General features: G+C 53.4%; 8 protein-coding genes. 4 read left to right on the top strand and 4 right to left on the bottom strand.

Annotated elements, in window-relative coordinates; all coding sequences use genetic code 11:
* Position 1: 1 nt before the first annotated feature.
* A complete protein-coding gene (locus LA756_RS25265; protein WP_224437495.1) occupies positions 2-1,516 on the bottom strand; it encodes a metallophosphoesterase in 1,515 nt (504 codons plus the stop codon).
* Positions 1,517-1,778: 262 nt separating this feature from the next.
* Here LA756_RS25265 and LA756_RS25270 point away from each other — a divergent pair, with 262 nt between their 5' ends.
* Both LA756_RS25270 and LA756_RS25275 read left to right on the top strand, forming a co-directional pair.
* Entirely contained in the window at positions 1,779-2,756 is a 978-nt protein-coding gene (locus LA756_RS25270) for a DUF1559 domain-containing protein (protein WP_224437496.1), read from the top strand.
* Between the two features lie 34 nt (positions 2,757-2,790).
* Positions 2,791-3,231 (top strand): carboxypeptidase-like regulatory domain-containing protein, encoded by a 441-nt coding sequence (locus tag LA756_RS25275; RefSeq protein ID WP_224437497.1) that lies wholly within the window; start codon positions 2,791-2,793, stop codon positions 3,229-3,231.
* A 130-nt stretch (positions 3,232-3,361) separates the two neighbouring features.
* Here LA756_RS25275 and LA756_RS25280 read toward each other — a convergent pair whose 3' ends face one another.
* Genes LA756_RS25280 through LA756_RS25290 form a run of 3 tightly spaced genes read right to left on the bottom strand, consistent with a single transcriptional unit; the run spans position 3,362 to position 8,341 of the window.
* On the bottom strand, positions 3,362-4,498 hold the full coding sequence (locus LA756_RS25280) for a hypothetical protein (RefSeq protein ID WP_224437498.1): 1,137 nt from the start codon (positions 4,496-4,498) through the stop codon (positions 3,362-3,364).
* A 3-nt stretch (positions 4,499-4,501) separates the two neighbouring features.
* Positions 4,502-5,896 carry a DUF1552 domain-containing protein gene (locus LA756_RS25285; protein WP_224437499.1) on the bottom strand — a complete coding sequence of 465 codons (1,395 nt, stop codon included), beginning with the start codon at positions 5,894-5,896 and terminating at the stop codon, positions 4,502-4,504.
* Positions 5,897-5,899: 3 nt separating this feature from the next.
* Positions 5,900-8,341: a DUF1592 domain-containing protein gene (locus tag LA756_RS25290; RefSeq protein WP_224437500.1), complete on the bottom strand. Its 2,442-nt coding sequence runs from the start codon at positions 8,339-8,341 to the stop codon at positions 5,900-5,902.
* A gap of 261 nt (positions 8,342-8,602) precedes the next feature.
* Between LA756_RS25290 and LA756_RS25295 the strand changes: the two genes are divergently transcribed.
* Complete coding sequence (locus LA756_RS25295) at positions 8,603-10,051, top strand: Gfo/Idh/MocA family protein (RefSeq protein ID WP_224437501.1); 1,449 nt, start codon at positions 8,603-8,605, stop codon at positions 10,049-10,051.
* Positions 10,052-10,349: 298 nt separating this feature from the next.
* A complete protein-coding gene (locus LA756_RS25300; protein WP_224437502.1) occupies positions 10,350-12,299 on the top strand; it encodes a glycoside hydrolase family 32 protein in 1,950 nt (649 codons plus the stop codon).
* Positions 12,300-12,334 lie beyond the last annotated feature (35 nt).

Raw genomic sequence — 12,334 nt, forward strand, 5'->3', positions numbered from 1 at the left:
TTTAGTTTTGCTGAGCAGCCTTCTGGGAATGCGATTCGGCACGCAGGCGAACCTCGACCGGTTCTTTCGCTTGGGTAGGCTTTGCGAGTTGATGTTCGGTCAGGCACCTAGCGAATTGTGCATACGTTGCATTCAAAACCGTGCATAGATATATCGGCAAGTCTTTTGAGGCGATCGAATTGGCACTCACACTATAAAGCTTTCGAAAGGCAGATGCTTGAAGCGATGAAGGGTTTTCTCGCATATCTCGAAAGAGCTTCGTCATCTCCGTTGCCGTTAGTGCATTGACTTGGTAGGTCGCCTGACCGTCGTACTCGCGCTGCCATTTTGGCTGCGATTTAACAGAGCTTAGTGGAAGATAACACGTCTCCCAGTTCTCGATGACGGACGATTGTTGGTTAACTTGAAAGACTTGAAAAGCAGGATTGTTTCCAAAGATCGGGCTCACTGCCGGAGCAATCTTGTGAAGTAGGACTGGATGATCATTAATTTGATCGATACGGTAATCATCCATGTGAGTGTGTCCTGTGAACGAAGCATGCAGGATGTCCTCATACTCTTCGATCAATTGCAGGTAGCGCGTCATGAACTCTTGTTTCCACATCTCTGCCGCCAAGCTATGCCCGTTGGCTTTTTCCTCGGCGTAGCTATCCAAGCCTGGGGGAACATGCATCAGTAGCCAAACACGTCGATTTTGTTTTCGAGCTCGTTTCAATTCAGCTTCGAGCCAATCCAACTGCTGGTGTCCTGGATTAGTTCCCCCGTTAGTGCATTCGCAGCAATTGCTTTTCTTTGGCGAGAAGTAATTCGTACAGTAGCTGCCTGACCAGAGCACCGTGTTCAGCACAATCACGCGGTCAGCCGAAAGCTTGGGAATATCGACCTGATAGACGCCTAGCTTGTTGAACGTCATTTCAAACGCTTCCTGCGAAAGAGCGTCGTCAAGCATCGGATGCCAGGTCTGGGCGAAACGGGTCAGAAAATCACCATTGGGTTGGATCCAGTAGTCGCCACAAAATGAGTCATCGTTCCCAAGTGTTGCGATCACTGGAGTCTTCGGAAAACGTTTTTTGAATTCGATGGCGATCACTTCGATGGCCGTCATAGTGAATTCGCGATACGCCTTCGGATTCTCGGCGATCGATTCATCCGCAAGTTGGTCGTAATCCTCTTGCCAATGGTGGGCAATAAAGTCGCCTGGATAAAGAATAAACGCTGGATCAGGCACTCTCTTCTTCGCTGCATCTAACGCAGAACTCATGAGAGCAAAATTGCTGTCGCTGCCTGGACGGCTGGGTGTGTCGTTTCGTTTCAGCAAAAACTCCGGCCAGTGCTCGGCAGGAAGATCTTGCAGCACTCGAAACTGCTTCTGGTTCAAGTCGGCAAACGGCTTGAAGTGAATGTCTGAGACGACCAGGAATTCTTCCGCAATCGCCAGCGTTGGCAGAACAGTAAGACAGGCGAAAAGCGAGAAGACAATTCGAGCAAACATGGCAGCAGACTTTGTATCGGTCATTTCACATCTTGAAGTTTCGCGAGAAGCTTTTCGCGCGATCCGGCGATTCTTCAAAATATAGCGTATCGATACCACGGTGATCGGACGGCCGGCTTGTGCCTCAGGGTAGGCATACAATCCGAAACTTCAGTTACCAGACCAAAAGGCATTATGGAGGATAGCATACCTTTGGGGCTTTGTTACGGATTGAAACAGGAGGTTGGTTGAAATATATTAACAAAAATCGCAAAAATCTAGGCGCTTCATTGTCGGGAGAGGTTCCGTGTCTTATCGCTTTTCTTACCTCAAGCGAGGTTTCACCCTAGTAGAACTCCTGGTGGTGATTGCCATTATCGGAGTGCTTATCGCACTGTTATTGCCGGCCGTACAACAAGCTCGTGAGGCTGCTCGTCGTATGCAGTGCTCGAACAACCTAAAGCAGGTCGGGCTGGCTTTTCATAACTATCACGATACGGTCAACACGTTGCCGCCGGGGTCACTTCGATTGACTGGACATGGCAACTCGTCCTGGGTTCATATTTTGCCGTATATGGAAGCAGGCAATGTCTACGATCGAATTCCTGCGATGCAATGGTTCTGGCTGGGTAGCACGAGCACCAGTTCCGCGGCAACGCGTGCAGCATTTGCCGATTTCAATCCGGTATGGATCAATTGTCCGTCGAGCGCTTTGCCGGATGTGACCAATCAGCAAGGGACCGACATTGTGATCGCCGACTACATTCCGATCGCTGGCGCTGAAGGCCACTCAACATGCGATCCGAATAACACACAAATGGGGCTTGTGTGCGGTGGGGGCATGCTAGTTCCCAATACGGTACATGGTTTCCGTGACGCGACAGATGGCACGTCCAATACGTTACTTATCGGCGAGAGTTCGGGACGGACATTTAACAGCAGCGGCGCGATTGTCGACGCTCGCAATAGCCGAAACAGCGGTTTCCAGATGGGCAAGAATTATGCGACATCACCCAACGGTGCCGATACCTGGTACAGCGGGCACGACCACAGTCGTCGCTGTTACAACTTCACAACAATTGTTTCGCCGATTGGAACAAACACCTACAACGGTGCCACGATGGGGAACGATCGCTGTAATAACCCAATCAATTCAGAGCATCCTGGTGGCGCTCAGTTCTTGTTCCTCGACGGAAGCGTTCACTTTTTGCCAGAGACGACCCAACTGGCATTGCTTCGAAACCTTGCCAATCGAGACGACGGTAATGTCGTTACGATTCCGTAACTTATCCGCTTCTCCTGAAAGGTTTTGAAGACCAATGAAATTCAATGGATTATCACAAGGATGGATCGGAGCCCTGCTGGGAATCGCTTTTCTTGCGGGGGCTCTGGGGTGCAACGATCCTGCAGATCCCGCGGGTAAGTTGTCTGGTACGGTTTCCTACAAAGGAACACCGCTTGATGACGGGATGGTTTCGATCGTGAACTATGAAACAGGCGTGCGGATTGATACCGAGATTCAAGCGGATGGCACATACCTGGCCACGACGCATAAGGGAGGCTTGCCACCGGGCGAATATAAGGTCGTCGTCTTTCCTCCTGAAATTACCGACCCCAATCCCCCTCCGAACTCTGAGCCTGGGATGGTTTTGAAAGAGATGGACAACATCCCGAAGAAGTATCGTTCGCATCAGACGACACCGTTGTCGGTTTCCATCGGAGCAGGTGAGAATAGCTTCGATATCGAGATGCAGCCGTAGCTGTTACGCGGTGATTCCCCACACAGACAAAATAGAAGAAAAGCCTCGCATTGTCGGGGCTTTTCTCGTTGATAAGCTAATCGTTGTACAACAAGCCGAGTAGAGCATTGGGTGACTAAACCTCGAAAGCTTAGTCACGTTCTGGCCACAATGTTTCTTCTTCCGGAAGCGTTTGGACTGGCCAGCTGGAAGGAAAAATGCGGACGATCCGCCCAGGTCGATAACCTTCCAGCAGCAGCGACGGTTGAACTTGGATTTGCACTCCGCTGCTCCCCGGCTTAGGAGCGACATCGGTCTTGCTTAGAATCGGGCCAGATTTGCGATCGTTGACTTGATCGTAAATTTGCAACGTCGGTTCGCTAACAACGACAGCGGCCGAAGCTTTCACTTGGAGGTCGTCTAACAGCGCCGGATCGACTCCACCAAAAAGTGTGACGGTAAGAATGCGTTTCTGGTTATCAACGGCGTCGATAATACCAGCCAGGCCTCGGTCTTTCTGGTGAAGGCGATGTTGAGCCAACTGCTGACCCGAGGCGACTTGGCGGCTTTCTTCATCGAGCCACAAGTCCGTACAACGTCCAATCCCGTAGAGTGTCGCCCAAGTCAGGTTGAACAAAACCTTCTGGCCCGGTGCTAAATCGTTCAGCGTACCAATTTGCTTGCCAAGATAAACACGAGTTGCCGGATTCAAATCGAGCTCGATAGTTTCGCTGTCGCTTTGATCCTTGGGGGCACTCGTAAGAGTTAGTTTCATCGAATCAAGATCGATACGATCGACCGTCCATAGTTGCTTCTTGTTTTGGTAGTACGAGAAGTCATCTTCCAGCCGAAATGCCTTCGTGAAATCGGATTCGATGCTTTTGCGGTTGTAGAAGATAGAACGCGTTTCTTCCCCTTCGTCTTTGACGTAGAACCAGCCATGCAAATGCGTTCCGATAGGAATGTCCTTCAACGCCGCAGGCGCACCATGGTAAGAGAGCGAGCCATAAGGAAGGAGCCGTATGTTGATTGGCAAGTCCCAGTGGCTGCGTCGCTGGGCATCGGTACGCGATACGCGAAGCGTCGCCGTTCGATGGATATGATCCTTCCCGACTAGTTCACCCGAGAAGTAATGGGCGGAACCTTCCGGTGGAAACTCTCCGGGAACGGTTTGAAACCAGGGAAGCTTTTCGTCGTTGTTGGCATCGGTGCGAAAGTCTTGTTGGGCGAATGCTGGCGAAGCGACGCACGCCAGCAGCAATACCGAAGCTAATTTTACGTATCGCATTAATTACCCCAACAACTCGTTCATGACACGATGGCTATCGCCGAATCGATCGACAGGGACATCCATTCGCTGGACCATCGTCAGCAGCAAGTTGCTCAGCAATGCATCGCTGTCGACGGGGCGTGAGCAAACCTGGTAATGCTTCTTCGCTTCGTCCATGTTGTATTGACCGAGGCTCGGCAGATTGAAGTCGATATGCTTTCCATGCTGGAAGCCCATCGATGATCCGCCAGCGAGAACCATTGGTAAGTTGGCATTTCCGTGACTGTGGCCGTAAGCCATGCCGCTGCCAAAGAGAACCATGGTACGGTCGAGCAATGTTTCGTTATCTTCCTGGTAAGACTTCAAACGATTCAGGAAGTACGAGAATTGCTGAACAAGGAACGTGTCGGTTTCGGTCAAACGACGCAACTGTTCTGGGTCACCATTGTGATGCGAAAGCTCGTGACGCGTCTGGGCCACACCAATCTCAGGAATGGCTAGACCGTTGCTTTCGCTGCCGCTCATGCAGGTAATCACGCGCGTCATGTCGGTACGCAGCGCCAGGACCATTAAGTCGTAAATCGTGCGATATAAGTCGCCAGCGTCGGTGTTGGGAATGTTGCGTGTCAGTTTCGCTTTGGTTTCCGCGGCGACTTCTGGCTTGGGAATTTCCAGCCAATCGTACGAACGCTGCGTACGAAGCTCGACGTCACGAACTGCGTGCAGATACTCGTCCAGCTTGTTGCGATCTTCGGTGCCGATCTTACCACGGAAGTCTTTGGCATCTTCCAGGATGGCATCGATCACGCTCCCTCGGCGATTAAGGTTCTTCTTGGCGACTTCGAGGCCACCTTTTTCTTCGCCGAACAATCGATCGAAGATCGCTTTCGGGCGTCGCTCGGCTGGCAAAGGGATCCCGTCACGCGACCAGGCCAGCGTCCCTCCGGTGACGGCCAGTTCTAACGAAGGAAAACGCGTATGTCGCGACGTGGCTTCCGCCATCAGTTGATCGGCTGAAACCGAATTGCGAAACGCTCCGCCCTCTTGGCTGATCTTTGCCGAGGTAAGCCAGATCTTGTCGCATTCGTGAGCCTGCCCCAAACCGTTGGGATGGTGCAGTCCACTGATCGGCGTGATCTGTTGACGATGCTCTTCCAGCGATTTCATCGGACCAGACAATTCATATTCGGCCCCGGCATTTTGAATCTGCCATGTCAGCGTATTCACGCCATTGGGGACGTAAATGAAAACGGCTCGCTTCGGCTTGGCGTTGCCATCGGCTTCGACCGCTTTTTGTTCGGCCAGAAGTTGACTGGGATCCATGCATTGAAGAAGTGGCAACGCCATGCTGGCACCCAGGCCCCGCAGGACGTGTCGGCGGTTGATCTTCCATCGTCGTGAGTTGAAGTAGGCCATGGGTCACCGTTTCTGAAAAAGGTCCGACAGAACAAACGTTTCTAGAAGATCTCGCACGCGGTAGTCGCTGGCCTGACTTTCGGCAGCGATCGCTTCGAGATCTTCTCGATCGTCCACCGTCATGGTGCGACGAAGCGTATAGGTGGCAAGCTTCTTGATAAACGTATCGTTGAATTGATCCACATTGGAACTCAGCAGCTGACGAAATTCCTTCGGCCCCGCAAACGTTCGCCCGTCCGGAAGAACTCCGCTGGCGTCAACTTTGGGGTTCGCCCCAGTTCCTTTCTGGACGACCTCTTCGGTTCGCCAACGGCCGATTGCGTCGAAGTTATCGAAGGCCAATCCCAGGGGATCGATTTTGCGATGACAAGCCGCGCAGTTGGCGTCATGCTTGTGGGCTTCCAGCTTCATGCGAATGGTCGCTTTGGGAGAATCAACCGGGTTCGGTTCGATCGGATCAACATTCGCTGGCGGGGGAGGAGGCGATTTTCCAAAAATTGATTCCATCACCCACACGCCTCGATGGACAGGGCGGTGCCGCGTGCCATCCGACGTAAGCGAAAGAATGGCCGCTTGCGTTAGAAGTCCGCCTCGATGGTCTTCCTCGTCAAGTGAAACGCGTTGGAACTCGTCTTTTTCGATGTCAGAAATTTCGTAGTGCATTGCCAGACGTGGATTGACCATCGTCCAGTCGGAATCGAGGAACTCACCCAAGCTCAGGTTTTGATTCAACACCTCTGCGAAGAAGGCCGTCGTTTCGCCTTGCATGCTTCGCTCTAAGTGCGAATCGTAATCCGGATAGAGCGTCTTATCGGGCGGAAACATGCCAAGCTTGTGGAGCTGCAACCATTGTCGAGGGAACTCGGAACTGAACTTTTCGGCACGAGGGTCGTGCAGCATGCGATCGAATTGCTGCTTAAGAACTGCTTTGTCACGAAGCTTTCCTGCTTTTGCCAACGAAAACAACTCGTCATCCGGCATCGTGCTCCAAAGCATGTACGACAAGCGATTGGCGATCTCGAAGTCGTTCAGCGTCGTGACCGGTTCATTCGCATTGCCTTCCACTAGGAACAAGAAGTCTTTCGAGCACATCACTGCCAGCATCGCGGTTTTCAGGGCGTCGCGCATCTTAGTGCCTGACTCAAGCTCCGCTGCGGCAATCGCGAAATAACGATCGACTTCATCGGTAGCGACAGGCCGTCGGAACGCAGCCTCGCAGAACCTGGCCAGGGATGCTCGTACTTCCTCACGCGGTGCCGCATCGTCGGGCATGAAGAGGGCTCGCTTGGCTCGGACATCATCGGGAATGATGGGACCTTCCCATTCAACCCAATCGATGATCAGGAAGGGATAAAGCGGTACACCTTCTTCGTCCGTCAGTTTGATTTGCCAAGGAATGCGTCCTTCTTTGAGGCTGAAGAAGGGCGTTCTTCCGGAGCGACCAGAGCGAGGTAAATTGGAAGGGCCAGGCACATCGTTGGTAAGATCGAACGATGTCGTGCGAGGTGGAAGATAGCACATATGTTCGACAACAATCGGTTCGTCTTCGGGAGCAAGGATGTCTTGCTCGAAAATGAGTCGATCGATTTTCTCCGCATAGAGCGTCAGGTGAGGGGCTCTACCCCCGGGCGGTTTCATGCCGCTGGCTTTAATGCGGACTTTGAAGTAGCCGCCGTTGTTAATCATCTCTCCCTTGGGCCCAGGGCGACCCCCTTGCAGGCGATGGCCAGGCCACATGTCGACGCGGACTTTATCGGCGAGTCCTTGCTCTTCCAGTTCCTTGCGTTGCTCGTTGCTGGGACCGCCGCGGAGATCGAGGGCCGTTTTGCGAAGGATGGTGCTTTCGACAGGCTTGTCGGGATAGGCCTGATCGAGAACTTCCTGGGCCGCAGCGTAGTACTTTTCGATGTGCGATGCGGACAGCGAAAGGACCGAGCCTATCCGATCGAAGCCGTGGTACTCGGCGTCTTCGTTGAGACCGCCGGGGTCGGCAACACCGTAACGAACGCCAAGCAGGTCTTCCACCGTGTTGGCATATTCGGTACGTGTTAGTCGGTGAAACGAAACTGGCTGACGCTTGGCCATTCGCGCCGATCGACCTTCCTCGATTCGAGCGGCCAGCCATTCCACGATCTTCGCCCCTTCCTCGGCCGAGGGACGATTGGGCTCGTCTTCCGGGGGCATCTCGCCGCTGTTGATCTTCTCCATCACTTCGCGCCAGCGATTGACCGAATCGCCACCGCCGACATCTTCCGAAAGCGTATCGACGCGAAAGTCCCCTTGCTGCGAATCGGGGCCATGGCAGTGAACGCAATTCTTTTGGATGTAAGGACCTACGGAATCGCGAAAGTTGGGAGGCGACGCTTCGGCCGCGACGAGTGAACGCAGTGCGAAACTGCAGATCCATAGCGAGAAAGCGACACAGGCGAGCTGTCGAATCATCATCACGCGGCAGGGGTAAAGGAGGGCTGAGAGGAAGCACGCATGCTCCCAAAAGGTGGGGAGCCCTTATGTTAGATCGATTTTTGGTGATGCGTCAATCGAAAAACATGCTATTCGGGCTAATTTTACCCTTGGGTATATGCTAATGCGCAGATCATGAAATTTGACGGGCGTACATGAAACCGTCAGAATACGTCTCACTTACTTTGAACATGCTTGCACGCATGAACGACCTGCCAACATTTCTCTTCAATGGAGCATTCCATGTCGTCTTTCAATCGTCGAACGTTTCTTCAGTCGACCGCTGCTGGTGCTGGACTGATCCTGACGGGAACTGCCGCTTCTGGGGCCGTGCAAGGGGCGAATGATCGCGTCCGTATTGCCGTCGCAGGTCTCAATGGCCGTGGTCGCAATCACATCGATGGTTGGTTGGGGCAAGATAACGTCGAGATCGCTTACCTGATCGATCCGGATGAAAAAGTTCTCGCGAAAACGGTTAAAGCGGTCCAAGACAAAGTGGACGGCAAGTTCAAAGTCAAAGGCGTCCGCGACTATCGCGAAGCGTTGGACGATCCTAATCTCGATGCCATTTCGATTGCCACACCGAACCACTGGCATTCGCTGATGACCATCCAAGCGGCGCAAGCGGGCAAGCATGTTTATGTCGAAAAGCCGATGAGTCATGACGTCGCCGAAGGGCGTGTCGCGGTCGCGGCACAAGATAAGTATGGCGTCGTCGTGCAACATGGTACGCAGCGACGAAGCGATTCCAAGATTGCCGGTTTGCATGAAGCGATTCAATCTGGCAAATGGGGCAAGCTGAAAATCTCGTACGGCTACTGCTGCAAGCCACGCGGCGGCATCGGAGACAAGTCGGTCTCGCAGCCGCCAGAGCAACTGGATTGGGATCTGTGGCGCGGTCCTGCCGATATCGCTGAATTCCACGGCAACTACCATCCGTACAACTGGCACTGGTTCTGGAAAACCGGCAACGGCGACCTCAACAACCAGGGCACGCACCAACTCGATGTCGCTCGCTGGGCGATCGATAAAGATCAAACCCATCCCGTTCGCGCGATGGCAATCGGCGGCCGCTTCCAATGGGACGACCAAGGCGAAACACCGAACACAATGTTCGCCATGGCCGAGTATCCCAATGGCCAGTATGTCTTCTTCAACGTGCGAAACGTGAACTACAAAGGATACGAACGTCAGATCGAAAACGAATATTACTTCGAAGATGGTGGTCGAATCGTGCGTGGTATGTACTATCCCAAAGGCAGCGACAAGGGTGAAAAAGTCAGTACCGGCCACGGCGACGTCACCCCCGGCGGCAACTGGGGTAGCTTCATTGCCGCGGTGCGAGCGAACGATCCGGCCATGGCCAACGGTAACGTGAAGGATGCCCATTACGCATGCGTCCTGGGACACCTGATGAACAACTCGTACCGCTTGGGCGAAGAGGTTCCGTTCAACGCCAAAGCGGGCAAGTTCGGTGACAACGCGGACGCGGCAGAACACTTCGGTCGTCTTCACGAAATCATGGATAAGGGCGTCGGCGTGAAAGACAGTGCCAAGTACACTGTTGGGCCAATGCTAACGTTCGATCCGAAGTCGGAACGCCACACCGGCGATCATGCGGAAGCTGCCAATGCATTGCTGAAAGACAAAAACCGCAAGGGATTTGAGATTCCCGATGCGGCAAAAGTTTAAGTCGCTTGAGATTTCCGAACAATTCGACAACTCGCAAACGCCGAAGGTATCCTTCGGCGTTTGTTTTGTTATGCTGCCAACGGAAAACGGTCGGCCCTTGTTTTCGAGTCAGGCCCCCTCGATTTGATGGATGCTTTGGGTACGTGGGCGATCGTTTGGTGAATAAGTCGCGTAAAGTTGTTGTAGACTGTGCGCATACTTCGTTATAATTGAAGTCGCTAAAGCGATTTCTGCCGTCGCTTGAAATGAATGGCCTTCTTTCGGCCATTCTCTCTCCCCCTCAGCCCCAGGTTCATCGATGCCTCGCTCTTGCTACTGGTTTGCTCTTATTGGTCTCTTGGCAGGGCTGCTTCCTGTCGGTTTGGTCTTTGCGAAGGATGCTGAGCGAAGCGACTTGATCCTCGCCGACTTCGAGCAAGCTTCTTATGGTGACTGGACCGTCGAAGGCAACGCGTTCGGCACGCAACCTGCAATGGGTAGCTTGCCTGGTCAGATGGCGGTCAGCGGCTTTCAAGGAAAGCGGTTGGTCAACAGCTTTTTTGAGGGCGACAAATCGACCGGTACGTTGACTTCGCCAGCCATTAAGCTGAATCGTCGCTACATCACCTTTCTGATTGGTGGCGGTGGCTACGAGGAAGAGACCTGTTTGAATCTGCTGGTCGATGGGCAAGTCGTTCGCACGGCGACTGGGCCCAATCGGAAGCCTGGCGGATCGGAACGCCTGCAACGTGTTTACTGGGATGTGCAAGACATGCAAGGAAAGTCTGGCGTTTTGCAGATCGTCGATCAACGCACCGGGGGATGGGGACACATCAACGTGGACGACATCCGAGCCAGCGACGAAAAGCAGGGACGACCTGCCGAAGATATCTTCAAAGGGCCAAACCTCAAGACATTCGCGTCGTACGAAGAGGTCGGCTACGACCAAACTTATCGGCCGCAATTTCACTTCACTTCGCTGCGAAACTGGCTCAACGATCCTAACGGTATGGTCTATTTGGACGGTGAATATCACCTATACTTTCAGCACAACCCTGTCGATACCGTTTGGGGAAACATGACTTGGGGGCACGCCGTCAGCAAGGATATGGTGCACTGGAAGCAGCTGCCACATGCGATCTTGCCTTATGACGAAGGGACCATTTTCTCTGGCACTGCGGTGGTCGATCACAACAACAGCCTCGGCGTTCAGCAGGGGGATAACAAGACGTTGGTCGCTGCGTTTACCTTCGCACGCAGTCCGTTTTATCAGGCACTTGCCTACAGCAACGACAAGGGCCGGACGTTCACGCTGTGGGACGAAGGGAAAGCGGTTGTCCCGAATCAGGGGTACGACGACGGCGAACGCGATCCCAAAATCTTCTGGCACGAACCTTCGCAAAAATGGGTGATGGTGTTGTGGGTCAAGCGAGCAGAGCCTGGCCGCGTGCTCTTCTTTAACTCAGACGATCTGAAGACCTGGACGGAAGTCAGCCAGTTTGATCGTAACTGGGTCTTCGAATGCATGGACTTGATCGAGCTGCCGATCGACGGCGACGAAAACAACAAAAAGTGGGTTTTGTACGATGCCAGTTTTGAATACGAAGTGGGCGACTTCGACGGCAAGCAGTTCACCACCGACAAAGTGGTTCATCGTGGCGACTATGGCCCCAACTTTTATGCCGCGCAGACGTTCAACAACAGCCCGGATGATCGGGCGGTAATCATCGGGTGGATGCGGGGCGAAAACGTTCCGTTTCGTCGCGAAAATATGCCGTTTCATCAGCAGATGAGCTTTCCGCAAACGATGCAGCTAAAGACCACTGCCGACGGCGTCAAGCTGTTTCGTTGGCCGATCGAAGAGATTGAAAAGCTGTACGGCGAAGGACTCACGCTTGAGCGAACCGACGTGCAAGCCGCCGCCGCGAAGCTGGAGAACTTCCAGGCTGAGCTGATCGATTTTCAAATCGCTTTCGAGGCTGACGCGAAGACCCAACTGCTGATCGATCTGCGTGGGCAGCAGCTGATGTTCCAAGACGGCCAGGTCGATTACCAGGGACATCAAGTGCCAGCTCCTGTTGTCGACGGCGTGGTGAAGCTTCGCGTTTTAGTCGATCGCGCATCGATCGAGCTCTTCACCAACGATGGCGAGTACGTTGCCACGTTCAACGCTGAGATCGATCCGAAGCAAACGACGCTGTCGATCAAGTCGCCCGGAGTGGTGAAGATTGACTCGCTGGAAGTCCACCGTTTGAACTCGGCCTGGTAGGACGAACCGATGCGACGAGAGGTTTCCAAGCAACG

The organism is Bremerella sp. TYQ1 (genome assembly GCF_020150455.1).
In the GTDB taxonomy this organism is placed as follows: domain Bacteria; phylum Planctomycetota; class Planctomycetia; order Pirellulales; family Pirellulaceae; genus Bremerella; species Bremerella volcania_A.

Excerpts from the sequence above, each read along its gene's own strand:
- LA756_RS25295 (WP_224437501.1), top strand. The coding sequence starts at position 8,603 with ATGTCGTCTTTCAATCGTCGAACGTTTCTTCAGTCGACCGCTGCTGGT.
- LA756_RS25285 (WP_224437499.1), bottom strand. The coding sequence starts at position 5,896 with ATGGCCTACTTCAACTCACGACGATGGAAGATCAACCGCCGACACGTC.
- LA756_RS25300 (WP_224437502.1), top strand. The coding sequence starts at position 10,350 with ATGCCTCGCTCTTGCTACTGGTTTGCTCTTATTGGTCTCTTGGCAGGG.
- LA756_RS25280 (WP_224437498.1), bottom strand. The coding sequence starts at position 4,498 with ATGCGATACGTAAAATTAGCTTCGGTATTGCTGCTGGCGTGCGTCGCT.
- LA756_RS25290 (WP_224437500.1), bottom strand. The coding sequence starts at position 8,341 with ATGATGATTCGACAGCTCGCCTGTGTCGCTTTCTCGCTATGGATCTGC.
- LA756_RS25265 (WP_224437495.1), bottom strand. The coding sequence starts at position 1,516 with ATGACCGATACAAAGTCTGCTGCCATGTTTGCTCGAATTGTCTTCTCG.
- LA756_RS25275 (WP_224437497.1), top strand. The coding sequence starts at position 2,791 with ATGAAATTCAATGGATTATCACAAGGATGGATCGGAGCCCTGCTGGGA.